This is a genomic window from Alicyclobacillus hesperidum (genome assembly GCF_900107035.1).
Classification (GTDB): domain Bacteria; phylum Bacillota; class Bacilli; order Alicyclobacillales; family Alicyclobacillaceae; genus Alicyclobacillus; species Alicyclobacillus hesperidum.
This window is the reverse complement of the sequence record NZ_FNOJ01000016.1, coordinates 17,510-38,539: the sequence shown is the minus strand read 5'-3', so window position 1 is coordinate 38,539 and position 21,030 is coordinate 17,510. Positions and strand designations below refer to the sequence as shown.

Here is a 21,030-nt window from a genome sequence, read left to right as displayed (position 1 = left end):
GTCCCCCTTGACTCTTCATTATAGCGGACAAGCTTGCACAAACATAAAAGCGCCTGCTTGTCATAAGCATGTAAGGACGATTTTGGACCAGCCCGGCATGCCGACTGGTTGCCAAGAAGGAGTGAATCGTTTGGGCAAAGAAAAAAAGGGGCGAGTTTTCACGGTCATCCTGGCGACCATGGCTGTAATCTTCACACTCGCCCTCGTCGTGTACCCAAAAGCGGGCTATGAAGCGGGTATGGAAGGGTTGAAAGTCTGTTGGGAGATCATCATCCCATCGCTACTCCCATTTTTTATTGTTTCCGAATTATTGCTCGGATTGGGAGTTGTACGCGGCTTTGGGGTGTTGCTCGAACCACTGATGCGCCCACTATTTAGCGTTCCTGGTGTTGGTGCGTTTGCTCTGTCGATGGGATTGGCCGCAGGCTACCCTATGGACGCTGTGATCACCGCCCGTTTCCGCGAAACCAATCAATGTACGAGGATTGAAGGAGAGCGGTTGCTTGCCTTCACGAACACAGCCGATCCGCTATTTATGTTTGGCGCAGTCGCCGTCGGCATGTTCAAGTCGCCAGCCTTAGGCGGTCTACTCGCTCTCGCACACTACATTTCATCGTTCCTCGTCGGTGTGGCTTTTAAGTTTTGGGGGCGCAAAGATCCCACGCACCTAAAAGAAATGCAGGAGCGTGAAGAAATCCGTACCCAAGGCAACATTCTCGTTCGTGCATTCCAAGAAATGTTGGCCGCACGGGAACAAGATGGTCGTCCCTTCGGCAAACTTCTTGGTAATGCCGTAAGTGAGTCGGTTCAGACCATTCTCATGATCTCTGGGTTTATCGTGTTTTTCGCAGTGCTCATCGAAATTCTTCACATCAGCGGCATTATGGCCGTGATTGGTTGGCCAGTCGCTCTCATTTACCATCTGTTTCATATCCACGGCGGGCTTGTCGGTCCAACGTTGGCGGGCGCGCTTGAATTGGACATCGGCAGCGCCCAGGCTGCAGCGGTCCACGCGCCACTGTTACAGCGGCTCGCCCTGGTCAGCGGGATCATCGCATGGAGCGGGCTGAGCGTACATGCACAGGTGGCAAGCGTATTGACAAACACAGATATTCGTATGAAACCGTATTTTATCGCGCGCTTTTTGCACGCATTTCTCGCTGCGCTCATTACCGTCGTTCTCTACCTGTCTGGCATGGGCCGCGAAGCCGCACGAGCGATGGCGCCACTCACAGAGCACACAGCAGTGTTGACAGCGGAAGGAACGCATTCGTTTTGGCAAATCGCTTCATCGGGGTTGTCTCTATGGTTAATGGGGTTGGTCGTCTTGCTCGCTTGTTCGTTTGTCTTTGCCATGGCCAAGCGCCTGCGCATCATCCGCTTTTACGCCCGCATCAAGTAAGCTCCTCGTATAAGAAAACAGCACACGGTAACCTAGCCGGCTGCTCATGCCACGAGCCGCCGGTTTTCGTATGGGTCTACAGAACAACGGAACGGACAGTAAAGCTATGGCCTTACCTGTCCCCCAGTCCTTATTCGCCAACGAAGAAGGCGAACCCAGGGAAATCTGCCCCAGGTTCGCCCTTCGTCGTGCGCTTGCTCCGCGCTCAGTGTACAAGAGGTGGAAACCAGCGGTGAGCGAACAGTTGATCGTACAGGATGAAAGCGGCAATCGCGAAGGTATACACAGCGAACACACGCATTTTGCAACGCGCCACCAGCCACGTCGTCCAGCGAACGGAGAAGTACCCTGCAACCGCCGCCGCCAGTGCGCCCAACAGCATCTCTCCCCATGGTAACATCAACGCCTTTGCCGGTGCCTCGACGATGTCGTCGAGCTTAACCAGCGTGCCGCCGAGAATCGCCGGGATCGATAACAAAAACGAAAACCGCGTCGCCGCCATGCGATCCATACCGCGCCATAAGCCGCCGGCGATCGTCAACCCGGAACGGGACAGTGCTGGCAGGATGGCGATGCCTTGCAATGTGCCAATCCACAGGCTATCGGCTAGCGCCATGGACGATTCTGTCTTTGGTCCGGCCTCAATGGAGTCGATCCACCACAAGATGATACCGGTCACGACGAACTCGAGGCCAATCGTCACGCCCGACTCAAACAGGTTATCAAACCATTCCTCGCACAAGGCACCAATCACTGCGGTGGGCAGCAACGCCACCAGGACCATCCACGTTACGCGAGACCTCGGGTGTTTCCACAGCCAAACCACTTCTTTGCGCATCGCATATGCGACTGCCATCAGCGTTCCGATGTGTAGGAGCAAGATGAACAAGGTATCCTGTTCCACTTGCACGTGCATCAGTTTTTCGAATAACACGATATGGCCGGAACTGCTGATGGGCAAAAACTCTGTGATCCCTTGGACAATTCCCATGATCACTGCTTGAAGTGCGGTCATCCCAACATCCTCCTTGCGCGCCGCCGCAGCGCGAATGTACGGTTGTCTTCGGTCCCGCCCGGCCAGGCTTGGACACGCAGTAGATGTATATTGGCGACGCGCTAGGAACATGTCCACGTCGTCATGATTCGGCGAGAGTGTCCATATAAATTCAGAAGGATTTGGGAGGGATGGACAATGCGATCGCGATGGCTGACCCTGCAAGTTGCATGTGTATACATTGGCACGGTCGTTGGCGCGGGCTTTGCTTCAGGTCGGGAAATCTATCAATTCTTCGCACAGTACGGCATGGTCGCCTACGCATCCATTGGACTTGTCACCCTCGTCTTCGCCTGGCTAGGTTATCGGCTAATGGCCCTAGGCGCGAAACTAGGCGCCAAGTCGTTTCGCGATCTGACCACCTACGTGTTCCCGCCGCGGCTCGCGCAGGCGATGGACGGCGTGGTTTTGGTCATGTTGTTTGGTACGACGGTAGCGATGCTGGCGGGTACAGGAGAACTGTTTCGCGAGCGCCTCGGGTTGCCATTCTCGCTTGGTGTGGTCATTGGTATTGCGGTAACGATGTGGACGATGATGTTTGGCATGAACGGGTTGCTCAAGGTCAATACCTTGATTGTCCCATCGTTGACGGCGTTTGTGCTATTCGTTACAGCACACACTGCACTTTTCAGAAACGGCTTCGAACACGCGTTTCACCCGCTTGGTATTACCAATCAATTTGGATTGCCGGTGTGGTTGAACGCCTTGCTGTACGCCTCATTGAACATCGGTTTATCCATTGGTGTGCTCGTGCCGTTAGGTGGGCAAATCCGCTCCCGCAAAGTGCTCTCGCAAGGAGCACTGCTTGGCGCCCTAGGACTAGGCGGGCTCCTCGCCTGTGTCGCGTTCAGCTTATTCGCCTACATGCCCCAGATTGGCGAATATGCCATCCCAATGGGCTATATTGCGGCGCAGTTTCCGAGATGGCTGACCGCCTTGTTTATCGCCGTTCTCTTTGGCGAAATCTATTCGACGCTCGTCGGCAACATCTACAGCATGGCGGCCACCGTTGCGCGATCGCGACGTCACGTGTTGCTTGCAAGCCTAATCGCGCTCGTGGCAGCAGGGCTGTTAAGCCACTTTGGCTTTCGCGCCATCGTGGCGTATGCATACACCGCCTTCGGGTGGGTATCGCTTTGGTTCTTAAGCATGCTCGTGATGGCACGAGCAAGATTGCGGTAATTTGGCCTAAGCCCGTATAATACCATGGAACTCAGGTGACATTGACTCGGTGATGAGCGATGTTTCAAAGGGGTCCAGAGGATGGTTCAAAAATCGGTCCAATGGTTCATGATTGTCCTTGGCGCATTCATTTATTCGCTTGGCCTCAACGGCTTTCTTGTCGCCAACCACCTCGCGGAAGGTGGCTTTGTCGGCGTCTCACTGCTACTCTTGTACAAGTTGCATATTCAGGTTGGCGTGTCATTTTTTATCTTGAACATCCCGTTGCTTATCGTCGCCTGGCGGCTGTTTGGACATGAATTTGTCCTCAAAACGGCGGTTGGCGTCATCGGCGTGTCCGTGTTCACGGAAGCGACGAGGCATCTACAAGTGCCGACGCACGATCCGCTGCTCGCCGCGCTCTATGCCGGCGTGATCACAGGTATTGGCCTTGGCCTCATCTTTCGTACAGGGGGAACAACCGGGGGTTCGGACATCATCGCTCGCATTCTGCGCCACTACCGAGGGCTCGGCATGGGCAAAACGCTGTTCGCCATCGACTTCATCGTCATCCTGCTCGTCATGGTGATCATCGGTAAGGAAGTCGCGATGTACTCACTCGTCGCACTGTTTGTGTCGAGCCGCGTGATCGACTTTGTGATTGAAGGGGCATCGAGTGGACGAGCGGTCATGATTGTTTCGGACAAACACGAAGAAATTGCGGCCGAAATTCACAAGCAATTAGACCGCGGTACGACCTTGCTACAAGCGCGTGGGGGCTACACAGGCACAGCTCGCCAGGTCATCTATTGTGTCGTGTCGCGGGAGGAAGTCATGCGCGTCCAGCGAATCATCTCGGAGGTCGATCCGACCGCATTCGTTACCGTCAACCCTGTACACGAAGTGCTGGGAGAAGGCTTTACATACGACGGAGAACCCTCATCCGTTGCACGCCGCCGCCGTAAACTCTTTTCGTGATTAAGGGAGAGCCAGTGCGCAGGCCCGCGTGGATCGCGCGCGACATCGACAAAAGGTGTCCAGCCGCAGCCGGACACCTGATGGTTACAGACTGCGATTTGCCACAGCGGTTTACAGAGATGAGGCGGCTGTCAATTCACCTTGATCAAACGCGATGAGCCGCTGGCTCGCGATGAGAAACGCCGCCCTATCCCCCGAATCCAATGCATCGTCGACTGCTCGCATCAATTCCTCGCGGCGGTGGGCGCGCAAGGCCTGATCAATGACCCACTCGGCCTGCAAGGATAGCATTTCGCGCATCGCCGGATCCATGTCCGTGCGCACGGGCTCTTCGAGAACAGACGCAAATTCAGGGCAAGATGAACGGTCTTTGAAGAATAGTCCTACATAGATGTCCTCATCTGGATGCTGATACAGATCCATAAACGCCTGTTCCACATCGGTAGTCACCGGCTTATTGCGGCGATAGTAGCGGAAAGGAGCGACATGCACACAGGTTGTCGAGACGACGATGACGCGCGAAAAGTGACGGAAGTTATCGACGAAATGAACGCGTTGCAACACGTTTTCACGCGTCATCATATAGCGCAGCAGCATTTCCGCCTCACGACTTTGCAAATCGTAATTGGCCAGAAACCAGCGCAGAAAATGTTTCTTTTCAGCAACGGTCACGATGGTTCCCATAGCCATTCTCCTCCCTGCTTCACGAAGTCTCCGAAGCGTCCAGCGAGCAGCACCAGCAAACTTAAGAATTGTTTGTTCATTCTATTCGGTGGCTTTGCCTTCTTTTCCTGCACTCGTCGCTTTTTCACGAGGCTCTACAACTGCCGTGACAATCTAAGAACCTAGTCCGGCCGCTTGAACACCTCCGCGTCCCACCCACTCGGCGAGCATGCGATCGACGTTGACAGGTATCGGCGCCATTCCGCGTGTGGCCAAAAGCGCTCGCCACGCCTCGAAGTCTCGCCCAAGCGACAAGCCCCTTTCGACCGTCCGATCGAGGATTCGATACACCCGCAAGGCCCCACTGCTCTTCAGTTCCGCGAATTCGGCAATTTGAGCCTCCATCCGGGCATCCGGCACCATGACCACAATCTCAAAGTTAGGCTGCACAACCAGAGCCGCTTGCTGGTAAGTTAGCTCGTCTGGCAAATCGGCTTCGTCCTGTGTTAGTAATTCTTGACCGAGTTTTGTGATTTGAAACCATCGCTCCCCTGAATCGTCATCATAACCAATCCTGGCCACACCAAGATGGACCAACATCTTGACAACCCGCTGATCCCAGACGTCCGTCGGCTGGTCGTAATAAAAAGCCTGTATCTGTGGCGCACAAATCGCATACAGAGACGTATTCGAAGTCCACACATCCGCCAGTAACCGGATGGTCTCCATGATGTCGTACAGTCGAGGAATCGGCCGCCGATAGGTGCGCACGTAAAACTGCAAAAGCCGCCGCAATTGGGTCTTGCGACCCAGAGTAAGAAAGTCCGACAAGCGAGCGGGATCGACGGTCAACCGCTCATCTTGACGCTCGATCACGATGCCTTCGTCGTAGGCAAAGTCGTACAACAATGCGAGACGATCCGGGTAGTCGTACGTGCGGCGGCCATAGCCAAACCTCCATTGCGGCAATTCAATGGACTCCTCGACTTCAAAGAGTTCCATCAATTGTTGTACATGCCGTTTATACATGGCCCCACTTGCGGTCAACCGCACTTCGCGCTGCTGAACGTACTGTAAGAGGGTGTGTAAATCATGCAGCGCGGCCATCCCTTCATCCACTTGCACGAGCGGATCGTCCGTGCGTACCCGAACCTGCGCGCGCCAACGACGCTGAAAATCATCGCGCAGGGCCATCTGTATGTCTTTGGGGACGATGTAATAGCGCCGACGTGAAGAATCGTTTTGTAAAAACAACCAGCCTTGAGCTAGGGCTTTCTGAAGGCCATTGACGGTGTCATGGCCAGCCGAGGCCAAAAGATGTTCGATCTCTTCTTTGGCAAAAACATTGCGCCGATGCAGAGCGATCCGCCTCAGCGAAACACCCCATTCTTCATGCCATTGATCCAATTGTTCCGCCAAAGATAAAGGATTTCGTAGCGATTCCAAAATGGATTGCACCAGATCGAGCTTCGAGTACATCGTGCACGACAGCTGTAAGTTTTGGGCAATGGCTTGCAGTGTGGAAATGGACGCATGGTTTAGACACTCGCTCAGCCTCATGTGCTTCAACCTCCTTGGTACAACGCGTCGACGGCAACGATTTCATACGTATATCCTTGTTCAACCAAGTAGCTTTGGCGGTGAAAAGCGCGTCTGACTTCGACCGTTTGGTCGCTCACAAGCGAATAAAAAATCGCTTGCTTGCCGTTGGGGCGGAGGATTCGCCCAAGCCGTTGGGCCTCTTCCTGACGGGAACCATACAGACCCGACAATTGCACAGCGATCGTCGCGGATGGCAGGTCGATGGCCGCATTCGCCACTCTGGACACGATGAGGACAGGTAGGCCACCGGCACGAAATTCGTTGTACAGGCGCAGCCGTTCGGAATGAAGAGTGCGACCATCGATGACGGGGACGCGCAAGCGATTCGCAAGCTCGTGTAGCGGTGATGTGTAGTACCCCATCACGAGGGTGCGCTCTGCGCGATGTAATGCACAAATCTCTGTTGCGGCATCCAATTTAGAAGGGTTCTGTGCCGCAATCCGGTGCTTGTCCGCCGCACTTCCTCTTTCATAGTCTTGTCTGTCGCGTCCAATAAGCGGAACCCGAACTTCCACGCAACGTACAGGCGCCAAATGTCCGGAGTCCGTTAAATCGCGCGCCTGCGTCTGAAAGACGACCGGCCCAACGAGTGACAGTACATCCCCAACGCGCCCGTCTTCTCGAACGAGCGTCGCACTCAGCCCGAGTTTTCGTGCGGCCGCAAGTTCGGATGTAAGCCGAAACCATCGGGCAGGTAACGTATGGACTTCGTCGTAAATCACCAACGCAAAACCTCGTTGGCGATAGCGCTCCAAGCGACGCAGCTGACCCTTTCGATCACGCGCGACCAAACGGCCATAGGTCGCAATCGCGACAGGTTTGTCTGGGTTGTCGGCATGCACATCGAGATCGCACTCGGACAGCGTGGTCCACGCAAGCAGGTGTTGTTTCCACTGTTCACATGCGGCCTCATTAGGAGCGAGAATCAACGTCGGCATGCGCAGGCTTGCAAGAATGGCCGTTCCAACCACGGTCTTGCCGGCGCCGCAAGGCAAGACGATCACGCCATGCGCCGGACCGTTCAGAAACGCCTGCACCGCGTTGTACTGATACGCGCGCAACGCCTTTTCTTGGCGCAAGTCGATGGCCAATTCGGCTGCCGGCGTCACCTTTACCGTAGGTTCCGGCGATGCAAGCGATGCAGACTTCATTTCTGCGATAATGGTGTGCTGTACCTGAATCGGTATCGGTGCTTGTGCAATCTGACGCAGGTACTGCAGGACATCGCCGGCAGAGCGTCCACCGCGAGCCAGTTCTCGCAATCGCAGTGGGGAAACCTGATAGACGGTTACCTCGTCAAAAAACTGAATGGGTTGCGCGAAATCATCCAGTGTGAGAGACGAATGGTTGGTTTCTAAGTGACCTGAGCGATCCAGCGAACGAGAGACATACAATCGGCCATCCGCCTGCGGAAAGACAACCATGTCGACCTCCTGGGCATATCTGGGCTGTATACAAGCTTAGGATTTTGCAAACAAGAAGATGTATGCATCCGTGGCGACAAAAAAAAGGAGGAATCCGCTTTCACGGATTCCCAAACAGGAGATTCTGCTAGGAGTGGAGAGAAATCAGAACATAACACCCTTCGGCTATAAGAATACACCCGTCTGTAAACGCTGTCAATACCACGTTTACAGTGTTTTTTCAGGTTAGTCACTAGTCTCGTTTCTCGCCTTGTCGCGAGCAGACTCGACACACTCTCGAGACGCCCGCGCTTGATCCAGCAATTCGCGCAAGGACTCCGCATTCCCCGCCCGCAGTGCTTCTGCAAACTGGCGAACCTGCGCCTGCAGCCGGTCTAGGTAGCCTAACACAAAATCGCGGTTGTCGAGGAGTGTGTCTACCCAAAATGCGCTTGGGGAAGCTGCAAGCCGTGTGATATCCCAAAACGCCGGCCCTGCAATCCTCGCGGCCACATCACAGTCGACTCCCGTTGCCGCTTGCATTGCAGCGAGCGAAGTCACATGGATGCCGTGACTGAGATAGGCGAGATTGCGATCGTGATCGTCCGCACAACGAACGTAGGTTGGGATTGCACCTAGGTCCACCACCATGTGCTCCAATTCTAGCGGTGCCGGATGGGTCTCCAGGAAGAGCCAAGGACGCCCAACGAATAAATCGGCATCAGCAAATCCGGGTCCTCCGTTCGCCTTTCCCGCCATCGGATGCGTCGGTACGCACTGCCTGCCGTTTGCCATGAGCCGCGAAAACACATCGACAATTGGCCGTTTAATGCTGCACACGTCCATCGTCCAATTCGCCAGTTCACTGACCGTTTCCGCGAGATCACAAGCTGCCCGCGAAGGTATCGCGAGCACGGCAAGCTCATAGTCGGGTGACACAGCCGCGATATCCGGCCATACGTGATGAAAGACGCCCAATCTTTGCGCCTCGCTACGGTATTGGTCGTGTCGTTCGACGGCATCAACCAAGATGGTTCCGTAGGCACGGCGAAGGGCGAGGGCCATGGATGTACCTATGAGCCCCGCCCCAATCACCAACACGCGTTTAAAGTGACTGCTCACTCAGCTCCGACTCGCTTCCAGTTGATATTCACGAACCAAGCGATGCGTATCTCGAACCTGTTTGGCTAATCGATCAAACTCTTCCAGCGTGATGGTTTGGTTGCCATCCGACCACGCTTCTTCCGGTTTCTTGTGCACCTCTACGATCACGCCCGCGGCCCCAGCAGCCACACCTGCGCGTGCCATGGCCGTCACATAGCGCGAATGGCCAATACCGTGGCTTGGATCGACAAGTACCGGCAAATGCGAAAGGTGCTGAACCACGGGAATGGCGTTTAAGTCCAAGGTGTTTCGCGTATAGGTTTCAAAGGTGCGAATACCGCGTTCACACAAGATGACGTTCGGATTGCCTTCAGACAGAATATATTCTGCGGACATCAGCCACTCTTCGATCGTATTTGAAAAGCCCCGTTTGAGCAGCACAGGGCGATTCGTCTTGCCAACCGCCTTCAGCAAGGCGTAGTTTTGCATATTGCGCGCGCCAATCTGCAAGACATCGACATAATCGATAACGAGATCGACCAAGCCTGGCTCCATGATCTCGGATACCACGGCTAAGCCTGTCGCCTCGCGCGCAGCGGCCAGGTACTTCAGTCCTTCTTCGCCAAGTCCCTGGAAGGAATACGGGGACGACCGCGGTTTAAACGCGCCACCACGCAACATGTGTGCGCCGCTGGCCTTTATTGCCTGAGCGATCTCAATCAGGCCCTCCTTGGACTCGACGGAACACGGGCCAGCGATAATCGTCGGCTCATCACCGCCTACGACATGACCTAAAATTTCAATGGTCGTGTTATCCGGATGGAATGGCCGGCTGGCCAGCTTAAAAGGATAGCTGACGGAAACGATTTTTTCGACCCCAGGCAAGCCTTCGATGCCTAATTCGCGCACCTTTTCCTTTTGTCCGATGACACCAATAACCGTCATTTCTACGCCCTCGGAAAGATGTGTCCCAAGTCCCTTGCTCTGTAACAGTTGCATGACGCGCTCGATTTCAGATTTCGACGCGCCCTCCTTCATGACGACAATCATGGTTCTCTCTCCTTCGCAATCGCGCGCCTTCAAGCACAACTGCATACATAATTGTTTGAAAAGTCTATCACACGTTTTAAGAGATGGACAATGGTTAAACGGTACGGATTAACCACGGCACGCGTCTTTCAAGCTCATCGTGAAATGGCTGACCATGTCGATGGCGTCGCCACCACCACTTGCCGCGTCGCCAATCCGCCGCACGTAGGCGCTCCCGACGATCACGCCATCCGCATAGCCGGCGATTTCACGCACGTGATCTGGAGTACTAACACCGAAACCGACGCAGGCCGGTAAATTCGTATGGCGTTTGACGGCTTGCACCAACGACTCCACCTGTGTGGAAATGGCACTGCGCTCACCCGTGACGCCCAGCGACGAAACGCAGTAAACAAAGCCGCGAGCCTGTTGCGCGATCGCTTGAACGCGATGTTCTCCTGACGTCGGGGCAACAAGCGGTATCCAGGCAATGCCTTGTTTCTCTGCAGCATTCGCCAAATCAGGGGCTTCCTCGAGCGGTACGTCGGGCACGATCACGCCGTCACCGCCTGCTTGGGCAAGTTCAGCAAAAAACCGCGTTGCACCGTACTGCATCAATGGATTGACATACGTAAACGCGATGAGCGGCTTGTTCGTCTCCTTGCGCAAGTCTTGCACGAGACGGAAACAGTCCGGAAGCTGACACCCGCGATTCAGACTACGCAGGGCCGCAGCCTGGATGACCGGGCCATCGGCCAACGGATCTGAATACGGAAAACCAATTTCGAGCATGTCTGCACCCGATTCCAGAATGGCACGGGCAATGGCGAGAGATGTTGCATAGTCCGGATCGCCAGCGACGATAAACGGAATCAATGCCCGGTTCGAGCCAAGGGAAGCAAATGCATCACGAATTCGCTCCATCAGCGAGCCCTCCTTCCATGTGCGCCACCTGCTCGACATCCTTATCGCCGCGGCCTGACAGACAGATGACGACAATGCTGTCCTTGGGCATGCGCTGTGCCTCACGTACCACATACGCGATGGCATGGGCGCTCTCGAGCGCCGGGATGATGCCTTCCAACTTAGACAAGAGGTAAAACGCCGATAAAGCCTCCTCATCGGTCACCGGCACGTACGTCGCACGCCCGCTCTCTGCAAAATGCGCATGCTCTGGTCCAATTCCCGGATAGTCAAGTCCTGCCGAAATCGAATGTGCAGGCGTCACCTGGCCATATTCATCCTGAAGGAGCATCGTCTTAGCGCCGTGCAAAACACCGGGGCGCCCTTTGTTGATGCTGGCCGCGTGATGTTCCGTATGGATACCATGTCCTGCGGCCTCGGTGCCAACAAGCTGTACCTGTGTATCTTCGACAAATGGAAAAAACATACCCATGGCGTTGCTGCCACCACCGACGCAGGCGACAATCGTATCAGGCAAGCGTCCTTCCTGTTCGAGAATTTGTTCTTTCGTTTCATCTCCGATCACGCGTTGAAAGTCGCGTACAATCTGCGGATATGGGTGAGGTCCCACGACCGAACCAATGACGTAGTGCGTGTCATCGACATGTGAGACCCAGTGCCGAATGGCCTCGTTCGTTGCATCCTTTAAGGTACGGGTGCCGCTCATCGCCGGGACGACCTCTGCACCTAGCATGCGCATGCGAAATACGTTCAGAGCCTGTCGCCGCATATCTTCTTCGCCCATAAAGACCGTACACTCAAGGCCAAATCGCGCCGCAATGGTCGCGGAGGCAACACCGTGTTGTCCAGCGCCCGTCTCCGCAATAATCCGCCGTTTGCCAGTGCGCAATGCAAGCAGTCCTTGTCCTATGGCGTTGTTGATTTTGTGGGCCCCAGTATGGTTTAAATCCTCACGCTTTAAGTAAATCTTCGGTCCGCCGAGATGTTCAGTCAGCCGTTCGGCAAAATACAAGGGTGTAGGGCGCCCTGCATACTGCTTTAAGTAATAGGCCAATTCCGACTGAAACGACGCATCGGCGCGCAAACGCAGATAATCCTGTTCCAATTGCAACAAAGCCGACATCAGGGTCTCTGGCACATACCGTCCCCCAAACTGCCCGTAACGGCCGTTTGAGTCAGGAAATGCGTAGTTATTCTGCATACTCAATGCTCGCCACCGCCTTTATCAATTGCGCAATCCGTTTCGCGTCTTTGCGCCCGTCCGTCTCAACGCCTGAAGACAGATCAATTCCATATGGTTTACAGGTACGGAACAATGTGTGGACGTTCTCGGGTGCAATACCACCTGCCACCCACAATGGAAATCCACCAAGAGCCGTACATATATCGGATAAAATAGTCCAATCGAAGGCGACCCCGTGTCCTCCCGTCACACCGCCCCCGGCGTCTTTTGGCGGTTTGGCGTCTAGCAAAATCGCATCGACGACGGGCATATAGCGTGCACAAGCCTGTAGAATGGACTTTAAATCTGGATTGCGAAGGGGTACCGGGATGGCCTTCCAAACCTTGCATCCCGCGTCTTGCAAACTGCCGCAAAGTTCGACAGATTCACTTCCGTGCAATTGTGCAACGTCGAGGTGTGCAATGCGGACGGCCTCCTGAACCGACTCGAGATCCGCATTTGAAAACACGCCAACGGTCTGTACCTGATCCCGAACCTGCTCCACCATGCCTAAAACCGCTCTTGGTGTAACGAAACGCCGGGAAGAAGGTACCATGACAAAACCCACGTGCGTGATCCAAGAATCCTTTGTGAAGGCGAGATCATCACCAGGGAGCAGACCGCAGATTTTTACAAATGGGCGATCACTCATCGAATGTTCCCCAGGCTCTCATACGGCACCTGCAACTCCGACAAGCACGTCGCAACATCCTCAAGATTGGCATGCCGCATGAGCAACTCACCGACGAGAATGCCACGAGCCCCTGCCGCCGCCATCCGACTCGCGTCCGCAGGGCCAAAAACCCCACTCTCGGCAATGACCACGACATCAGCAGGCAGCTCTCGCAAAATGGCTTCCGAGACGCCCAAATCGACTTCAAACGTGTGCAAGTCGCGATTGTTAATGCCAAGAATGCTCGGATTTGCCGCGAGAGCCGCCTCGACTTCGTCCGCATTGTGAACTTCTAACAACACTTCGAGGCCTTGTGCCTTGGCGTATGCGGAGAGTTCAGATAGCCTTGCCGGCGGCATTGCCGCTGCAATTAACAACACGACGTCTGCTCCGGCTCCTACCGCCTCGTCGATTTGCAACTCATCAATGATAAAATCCTTGCGCAACACGGGTATGGCCACGCACTCCCGAACTGCCCGCAAGTCGTCAATCGTACCTTGAAAGTATTCTCGATCCGTTAAGACCGAAATGGCGGCCGCTCCTGCTCGCTCGTACACCTGTGCACGCGCAACCGGGTCGACCTGTGTTTGAATTGTACCCTTCGATGGGCTTTTGCGCTTAATTTCTGCGATAACGCCTAATTTTCCACGTTCGACAAGCCGTTGTCGCAAAGACCGGTATGGCGTCGTTCGCGTACGCACAAGCTTTCCTATATTCGCAGCGAGACGCAACTGGTCAATTTCCTGCCGTTTGGTCTCCAAAATGTTGTCCAATATGGTCGCCATATTAGTGCACCTCTCCCGCTTGCACAGACTGCGCATGATCTTGCGTGCCTGCCACGAACTGTTCCAGCTTCGCAAGCGCCGCGCCGCTATCGATAAGCTGCGCCGCAAGGTCAACGCCCTCCGCGATACTCGCCGCCTTGCCACCCACGTACAGAGCCGCACCCGCATTGAGTAACACGACGTCGCGCTTAGGCCCTTTCACTCCCTGCAATACCTTGCGAATCATGTCAGCGTTCTCTGCGGGAGTTCCTCCCGTGATAGAAGATACTGGGGCACGCACGAGTCCGACTTCTTCCGGCGAAATGACATACGTTTCGATGCGACCAGCCCTGACCTCGGCCACCTGCGTCGGACCCGATAGCGACAACTCGTCCAAACCGCCGTCGCCGTGCACGACCAAAGCATGCTCTGCACCCAATTCTAAAAGCGCATCAGCCACGGTTGGCACAAGACTCGGTTTAAACACGCCGAGGACCTGGCGGCGAGCGTTTGCAGGATTGGTCAAAGGACCCAGGATATTAAAAATGGTTCGGAACCCAAGCTCCCGACGAACTTGAGCGGCATATTTCATCGCGGGGTGAAAGACTTGCGCAAAGAGGAAACAGAGGTTAGTATCGGCGAGCAGACGCTCACACGCCTCGGTGGACAGCTCGATCTCGGCACCCAAGGCCTGCAATACGTCAGCACTGCCACTTCGGCTCGAAGCGGCTCGATTGCCGTGTTTGGCCACGGGAATCCCTGCAGTTGCGGCAATAAATGCAACTGTGGTTGAAATATTGAAGGTGTCACGGCCATCTCCACCGGTGCCACACGTATCAATGGCACTGGCAGGAGCCGTAATATGCAATGCGTGCCGACGCATGGCCCGCGCAAATCCCGCAATTTCCGAAGGTTGTTCACCGCGAGCCGCCATGACACTGACCAAGGCGGCAGCCTGTGCCTGTGTCACGCGGCCTTGCATCCATTCATTCATAAACGCGTCTGCAGCCGTCACGTCGAGTGTCTGGCCCGCGACGACGGTGCGTAACGCAGTTTGTACCAAATCATTCACTTTCGATGTCTCCTCTCAACTCGAGCATCGGCAAACCACGTTTGCCAACACCCGCTCACCTCAACTCACTCTACTCGACTGCCGAATGGCCAATCGATCTGTTATAGACATGGTAGCGGCCGAACCGCCCCCCGTCAACCGGCAAACGCCTGCCAGAACAGGCGGCCATACCACTCATCGCGTTGCGAGGTCAGGCCGCAATTGTACGGCTTCTCCAAGATATACATGAATCAGTTCGTCCTGCGCTTTGTCCGTGTTTAGGTGCACCAAGACCCGAATGCTGCGGGGCAATGACCCAGGTACTTCGATCTCGCGTGCACACATTAAAGGAACCCACTGCCACCCCGGCAATTGCCGAACGGCCAGGGCCGGAAATCCTGCATTCAGATCGGCAGTCATCGTCAGGATGACACTGGCCACATCGTCGACATCGATGTCGTTTAGACGTACGATTTCTTCCATTAATTCACGCGTGGCTCGCCAGATCTCTTCCCGATCGTTCGCTTTCACCGTAGTCGCCCCGCGCAATCCCCGTACCTTCATGCACTCTCCCCCTCTAACGCGCGTTGATACACGCGACGCACCTCGTCCTCTTCCACCCCACTGACCACTTCGACGCGACCAATCGCCTGCGGGAGTGCGAACGTCCAACCGCGGCGGCCGTGCTTCTTATCCACCTGGATTCGTTTCGCAATCTCAGCAAAATCCCGCTCCTGCGGACGAATGGGCAAACCGTGTGCAAGCAATAGTTGCACGAGTCGATCGCGCGCTTCCATCGTCAGCATGCCGCGCATCACGGCGAGATCGGCTTCCAACACGAGACCGATGGCAATCGCTTCGCCATGTCCTAATTCGTAATCGGAGCACTGTTCAACAGCATGGCCAATCGTGTGTCCGACGTTGAGGATCTGACGCAGCCCTGTTTCGTGTTCATCCGCATTGACGATGTTGACTTTCACCTGCATGGCATCGGCCAAAATAGGTTCGAGGACGGCCGCATCTGGGCACTGGCGCAAAGGCTGCGCCTCCAGGGTCGCAAACAAGTCGGCATCGCCGATGAGCGCGTGTTTGATGACTTCTGCCATGCCGTTTACCCATTGCCGCTGCGGCAACGACAAGAGCGCTCTCGTGTCAAACACGACCGCCTTCGGCGGATAAAACGCCCCAACAAGGTTTTTCCCTTGTGGCAGATTTACACCCACCTTGCCGCCTAGCGCACTGTCGTGCGCCAGCAAGGTTGTGGGGGCCTGGATAAACGGCACCCCGCGCATATACGTCGCTGCGACAAAACCGGCGAGATCGCCGACAACCCCTCCGCCAAGTGCCACGATCACGTCGCTGCGGCGAAACCCTATTGCCAAGAGCTCACCATACACGGAGACGGCCGTATCGAGGGACTTGTGCGCATCACCCGCAGGTATCTCGATAAACGAATAGGTAAACGAACCTTGCTCCAAAGCGGTGACCAATTCCTCGGCAATGGGCTGTTTACGCACCGTGTCATCTGTGACAATGGCGATGTGGCGCCCGCCAAGACCCGCCTCGTCAAGGACGCCTGGCAACCGTGACAAAGCGCCAGCCCCGACAATGACCGGATACGTATGACGCTCACTGACAATCGTAAGTGTCCTCATCGCCGACTCACGCGCGCCTGGTATTGCGCCCAATTGTCTTTCATTTGTTCGAGCGAATCGCCACCGAGCTTCTCGATGAGCGCATCCGCAATCACCCATGCGACGACGTTTTCACCCACCACTGACGCCGCGGGCAGCGCACAATAGTCGGATCGCTCGATGGCTGCCAGTTCCGCTTCTTTTGTCTTCATGTTGACGCTAGGCAACGGCTTATACAAAGTGGAGATAGGTTTCATGGCGACGCGCACGACGACGTCTTGGCCATTGGTGACACCGCCCTCAAGGCCGCCAGCGCCGTTGGACGACCGAAGATAACGCTGCCCATCATACAGAATCGGATCGTGAACTTGCGAACCCATCCTCCGTGCCGCCTCGAAGCCAAGCCCAATTTCGACACCCTTGATGGCCTGAATGCTCATTAAGGCACCGGCCAATCGGCCATCGAGCTTCCGATCCGGCATGGCATAGCTTCCAAGGCCAATGGGGCAACCGCGGACGATGACTTCAAAGATGCCTCCAACCGTGTCTCCGTTTGCCTTTGCTTCGTCAATCTTTTCAATCATCCGCTGCGATGCATTCGAATCCGCGCAGCGCACCTCAGAGCTGTCTGCCGCGGCTATAAGCTGCTCAAGGCTATCCGGCAGCTGTGCCGCTTTCACGTCACACAACTCGACGACGTGCGCGGTGACAAGAATGCCAAACTGCTCGAGCAGTTGTTTTGCTAAAGCACCTGCCGCGACCACGGTCGCGGTATTGCGAGCACTCGCACGCTCCAATACGTTGCGGATGTCCTCGTGATCATACTTAATGGCGCCGGCCAAATCTGCATGACCTGGCCGCGGCCGATAGATTTCTTTCAGATCTTCTGGCTTTTCTCCAAATGGCGCCATGCGATCCGTCCAGTTTTTAAAATCGCGGTTGGCCACAACCATGGTAATGGGCGTGCCAAGCGTCTTGCCGAAGCGAATGCCGCTGGTCACTTCCACGGTGTCCGTCTCGATCTGCTGGCGAAATCCGCGCCCGTATCCCATTTGGCGACGTCGCAATTGTTCGTCAATTTTCTCCTTGGACACAGGTAAATTACTTGGGAATCCATCGACGACAATGGTCAATTCCGGGCCGTGCGACTCTCCGGCCGACAAATAACGTAGCAAAGGCTGCCCCTCCACTTCCAGCGCTCTCCCATACGCGCCTGTCTCTGCGAATTAGAGGTAGTATACCATACATGCCTTGGCACAGGCGGAACTTTCGCATATGCCAAGGCCACTCGTTTACTTCCGATACGCCTGCACACTAGCCACGAGCAAGCGCAAGGTCGCCTCCACATCCGCGAGATCGACCATGGCCTCTGCAGCTCCGGCTGTATGAACGGGATACGAAATGCCAGCGGCCAGTATCCCCGCGCGGGTCAATTGAATGGCACCCGTATCGCTGCGCCCGCTCGGCCAGACTTCGTATTGCAGTGTTATGCCAAGTGCATGAGCCGTGTCCTCAACCAGTTGTTTCACGGCTAATGGAGCCACGGTTCCTGCGTCCATCACCTTAAAGGCAGGTCCTGCACCGAGTTGTAACGCGGTCCGCTTGCCACCGGGAACATCGGACGCCGGGGTAGCGTCGACGACGATTGCCAAATCGGGTTCGAGGGCAAATGCCGCAGCCTGCGCCGCGCGCGCCCCCGGCGCATTTTGCGCCGTAAAGACGACGCTAACATGCAGACCGCGTTGCGCCAAATCGCGAAAAGCCTGTAAGGCGATGGCACAGCCGACCCGATTGTCGAGCGCTCGACCGAGCAACCTACCGTTACCTACCTCAGTGACAGATCCGCCTATTACGCCGCTCAGTCCAATAAAGGCGCGAGATTCGGCCTCTTGGCGATGTTTGGCGCCGATATCGATATACAGTTGATCAAACTGTTCTGGCCGCTTCTCGCCGTCTTCCAGGCAGACCAGGCCAATCGTACCATTCGTAAATGTCACCTGCCGAAATGCCGTTTCAGAAGCCGTTAATCCACCTGTCGGAATGACACGCAAATAGCCGTTGTCATCGATGTCAATGACCATGACGCCTGGTTCGTCCATGTGCGCCGCAATCATCACATGTGGACCATCGCCGTGCTTCGTCGCGATGGCATTGCCAAGCGCATCCATATGGGTTTCATCGGCAAGGTCCTGCACAGCGTCGAGCAGCACCGACGCGATGCGCCCTTCGCTACCTGACGGAGCTATCTCCCCCGCCAAACGAACGATCCATTCCTTCACAAGGTAAAACTCCCTTCCGCGATCTCTTTGAGTACCGCCTGCAACAGCCGTTGCGCGTTTTCCACGTCGTCGAGGGAAACCACCTGCGTAGGCGCGTGGATATAGCGCACAGGCACCGAGATCGATCCACCAACAACACCCTTGCCGATGCGATGAATGGCCCCAAAGTCGTTCGATCCGCCTTTCACCCGCCGCCACTGCACGGGAATTCCATGTCGTTGGGCCGTCTCCCACATAAATTCGGCGAACCGACGATCCGCAATTGTCTGCGCATCTTGCACGGTCAGTGCCGGTCCTTTACCAAGCACGGTCGACTGGCCATGCGACGGCGCCCCGACGACGTCGAAGCATACGGTGCCTTCGAGCGCAATTGCGATGTCGGGCTGTATCTGATACGCGGCCGCCCTCGCTCCGCGCAGCCCTATCTCCTCCTGCACCGTAAATGCTCCATAGAGTGGATACGGGACCTCATGCCGCATCGCTTCCACCAGCAGCGCACAACCGACGCGATCGTCAAACGACTTGCCTTTCGCGGCTCGCTCGCCAAACTCCGCGTAACGCGTCGCAAACACCGCCGCATCGCCCGGTTTGACGACCGACTTCGCATCCGCCGCATCTTTTGCGCCGATATCGATGTAGAGCTTCTCCATCGGGATGGGCTTTTGCCGTTCTTCAGGCGCTTGCAGATGGACCGGCTTTGCACCAATTACCCCCGGAATTCTGTCGGGTCCAATGAATACAGGCTTGGACACGAGCACGCGCGGATCGATCCCGCCGAGCGACCGGAATTTGAGCAATCCGGCATCGGCGCCCCCGTCGCAAATCTGTACAACCATCAAACCAACTTCATCCATATGGGCATCGAGCATGACCTTGGGTCCAGGCTTTGCCGCCCCTTTGACAGCAATCAGATTGCCAAGCACGTCCGTTTTCATCTCATCGACGCGGCCCTCTAGTTCGCCGCGAATGACGTTTCGCACTTCATCCTCAAATCCGGTCGGGCCGAACGCCTCCGACAGCGTTTTTAATAGCATGACAAGTCCTCCACCTGCTCCATGTCCAGTTCGGCGATATAATGTGCCAACAGACGTGCGCACTGTTCGATGTCGGAATATGATCCTGTCTCGACTGATGTGTGCATATAGCGAATAGGAATCCCGACCAAGGCTGCGGCGAGACCCGGTCCGGCGACTTGAAACGCGTTTGCATCCGCACCAACGGGCGTTTGTGAAAGCTCGATTTGGTACGGAATGCGGTGGCGCTCCGCGACATCCACAAGCCGCTGAAACACCTTTCGGTGCAAATTCGGACCAAACGAAATGGCTGGCCCAGCGTCCAGTGCAAACGATTCGTCTGCGGCCTGTCCGGGAAATGCACCAAATGTCACATCAATGGCAATGGCCACATCTGGCTGCACCGCGAATCCAACGGTCTGTGCGCCACGCAGTCCAACTTCTTCTTGTACCGTCGCGACCGCATACACGTCCGCTTGGTGGACAAACTGCCCCAACCGATGCAACGTTTCCAGCAAAATGGCAAGACTCGCGCGGTTATCAAGCGATTTTCCAGCCAAGCGCCGATTGCGCAATAAATACACTTCTCGCGACAACGTGACGCGGTCGCCGATGCGCACGCGCTCTCGCACAGCACTTTCTTGCATCGCTAAATCGAGATACAAGTCTGACAAAGGAGCTGCCTTCCCCCGCTCCTCAGGAGCCGTCAGATGTGGTGGTTTTGAGCCGACGACTGCCAGCAAATCTCCACCGCATGTATGAACAACGACTTCTTGCCCAACCAGAGTTCGCGGGTCAAAGCCTCCCGTCTGCGCCACTCGCAAAAAACCGCCCTCTTCGATGCGAGCGACCACGAGTGCGATCTCGTCCATATGCGCGGCCAGCAACACGCGCGGTCTACGTCCCTCACCGCGCCCCTCTATACAGGCCACAACATTGCCCATGACATCGACCTCGACCTTATGGGCATAGGTGTGCAACTGTGGTACGACCACGTCGCGCACCGCACCTTCAAAGCCAGGGCCGCCGTGCGTGGTCATCAGTTGTTCTAACAATCGCTGATGGTTTTCCATA

20 protein-coding genes are annotated in these 21,030 nt (G+C 55.7%); 3 read left to right on the top strand and 17 right to left on the bottom strand.

From position 1 onward, the window contains the following. Positions 1–121: 121 nt before the first annotated feature. Positions 122–1,402, top strand: a complete 1,281-nt coding sequence (gene ylbJ / locus BLU70_RS11285; protein ID WP_284225118.1) for a sporulation integral membrane protein YlbJ — start codon at positions 122–124, stop codon at positions 1,400–1,402. A 205-nt stretch (positions 1,403–1,607) separates the two neighbouring features. On the opposite strand, the gene BLU70_RS11280 is transcribed toward ylbJ, so the two are convergent. Continuing rightward, on the bottom strand, positions 1,608–2,417 hold the full coding sequence (locus BLU70_RS11280; RefSeq protein WP_040290054.1) for an undecaprenyl-diphosphate phosphatase: 810 nt from the start codon (positions 2,415–2,417) through the stop codon (positions 1,608–1,610). Between the two features lie 177 nt (positions 2,418–2,594). Here BLU70_RS11280 and BLU70_RS11275 point away from each other — a divergent pair, with 177 nt between their 5' ends. Further along, positions 2,595–3,638, top strand: a complete 1,044-nt coding sequence (locus BLU70_RS11275; RefSeq protein ID WP_006447543.1) for a YkvI family membrane protein — start codon at positions 2,595–2,597, stop codon at positions 3,636–3,638. A gap of 81 nt (positions 3,639–3,719) precedes the next feature. After that, positions 3,720–4,595: a YitT family protein gene (locus tag BLU70_RS11270; RefSeq protein WP_006447542.1), complete on the top strand. Its 876-nt coding sequence runs from the start codon at positions 3,720–3,722 to the stop codon at positions 4,593–4,595. A 111-nt stretch (positions 4,596–4,706) separates the two neighbouring features. On the opposite strand, the gene BLU70_RS11265 is transcribed toward BLU70_RS11270, so the two are convergent. The 16 genes from BLU70_RS11265 to BLU70_RS11190 all read right to left on the bottom strand — a co-directional run bounded on the left by BLU70_RS11265 (position 4,707) and on the right by BLU70_RS11190 (position 21,029). Then, complete coding sequence (locus tag BLU70_RS11265) at positions 4,707–5,279, bottom strand: YpiB family protein (RefSeq protein ID WP_040290052.1); 573 nt, start codon at positions 5,277–5,279, stop codon at positions 4,707–4,709. Positions 5,280–5,432: 153 nt separating this feature from the next. Further along, positions 5,433–6,818 (bottom strand): helicase-associated domain-containing protein, encoded by a 1,386-nt coding sequence (locus BLU70_RS11260; protein ID WP_074693510.1) that lies wholly within the window; start codon positions 6,816–6,818, stop codon positions 5,433–5,435. 5 nt (positions 6,819–6,823) lie between these two features. Then, a complete protein-coding gene (locus BLU70_RS11255; protein ID WP_006447538.1) occupies positions 6,824–8,284 on the bottom strand; it encodes a DEAD/DEAH box helicase family protein in 1,461 nt (486 codons plus the stop codon). A gap of 225 nt (positions 8,285–8,509) precedes the next feature. Continuing rightward, positions 8,510–9,385, bottom strand: a complete 876-nt coding sequence (locus tag BLU70_RS11250; RefSeq protein WP_244885190.1) for a prephenate dehydrogenase — start codon at positions 9,383–9,385, stop codon at positions 8,510–8,512. Then, positions 9,386–10,417, bottom strand: a complete 1,032-nt coding sequence (gene aroF / locus BLU70_RS11245) for a 3-deoxy-7-phosphoheptulonate synthase (protein WP_074693509.1) — start codon at positions 10,415–10,417, stop codon at positions 9,386–9,388. 108 nt (positions 10,418–10,525) lie between these two features. After that, on the bottom strand, positions 10,526–11,320 hold the full coding sequence (trpA, locus tag BLU70_RS11240; RefSeq protein ID WP_040290050.1) for a tryptophan synthase subunit alpha: 795 nt from the start codon (positions 11,318–11,320) through the stop codon (positions 10,526–10,528). Beyond that, complete coding sequence (trpB, locus tag BLU70_RS11235) at positions 11,304–12,521, bottom strand: tryptophan synthase subunit beta (protein ID WP_006447534.1); 1,218 nt, start codon at positions 12,519–12,521, stop codon at positions 11,304–11,306. Before trpB ends, trpA begins: the two co-directional genes overlap by 17 nt. Continuing rightward, positions 12,511–13,194, bottom strand: coding sequence for a phosphoribosylanthranilate isomerase (locus tag BLU70_RS11230; protein ID WP_074693508.1), 684 nt, complete (start codon positions 13,192–13,194; stop codon positions 12,511–12,513). Before BLU70_RS11230 ends, trpB begins: the two co-directional genes overlap by 11 nt. Next, a complete protein-coding gene (gene trpC / locus BLU70_RS11225) occupies positions 13,191–14,000 on the bottom strand; it encodes an indole-3-glycerol phosphate synthase TrpC (RefSeq protein ID WP_006447532.1) in 810 nt (269 codons plus the stop codon). The genes BLU70_RS11230 and trpC overlap by 4 nt, the downstream gene beginning before the upstream one ends. Before the next feature lies 1 nt (position 14,001). Further along, positions 14,002–15,051: an anthranilate phosphoribosyltransferase gene (gene trpD / locus BLU70_RS11220; protein WP_006447531.1), complete on the bottom strand. Its 1,050-nt coding sequence runs from the start codon at positions 15,049–15,051 to the stop codon at positions 14,002–14,004. 174 nt (positions 15,052–15,225) lie between these two features. Next, positions 15,226–15,594, bottom strand: coding sequence for a chorismate mutase (gene aroH, locus BLU70_RS11215; RefSeq protein WP_040290044.1), 369 nt, complete (start codon positions 15,592–15,594; stop codon positions 15,226–15,228). After that, positions 15,591–16,685: a 3-dehydroquinate synthase gene (aroB, locus tag BLU70_RS11210; protein ID WP_006447529.1), complete on the bottom strand. Its 1,095-nt coding sequence runs from the start codon at positions 16,683–16,685 to the stop codon at positions 15,591–15,593. The genes aroH and aroB overlap by 4 nt, the downstream gene beginning before the upstream one ends. Next, positions 16,682–17,839, bottom strand: coding sequence for a chorismate synthase (gene aroC / locus BLU70_RS11205; protein WP_040290041.1), 1,158 nt, complete (start codon positions 17,837–17,839; stop codon positions 16,682–16,684). The genes aroB and aroC overlap by 4 nt, the downstream gene beginning before the upstream one ends. Before the next feature lie 117 nt (positions 17,840–17,956). Beyond that, positions 17,957–18,943 carry a zinc-binding metallopeptidase family protein gene (locus BLU70_RS11200; RefSeq protein WP_074693507.1) on the bottom strand — a complete coding sequence of 329 codons (987 nt, stop codon included), beginning with the start codon at positions 18,941–18,943 and terminating at the stop codon, positions 17,957–17,959. After that, complete coding sequence (locus tag BLU70_RS11195) at positions 18,940–19,977, bottom strand: M42 family metallopeptidase (protein WP_006447526.1); 1,038 nt, start codon at positions 19,975–19,977, stop codon at positions 18,940–18,942. The genes BLU70_RS11200 and BLU70_RS11195 overlap by 4 nt, the downstream gene beginning before the upstream one ends. Continuing rightward, positions 19,968–21,029, bottom strand: a complete 1,062-nt coding sequence (locus BLU70_RS11190; RefSeq protein WP_074693506.1) for a M42 family metallopeptidase — start codon at positions 21,027–21,029, stop codon at positions 19,968–19,970. The genes BLU70_RS11195 and BLU70_RS11190 overlap by 10 nt, the downstream gene beginning before the upstream one ends. Between the last annotated feature and the right edge of the window lies 1 nt (position 21,030).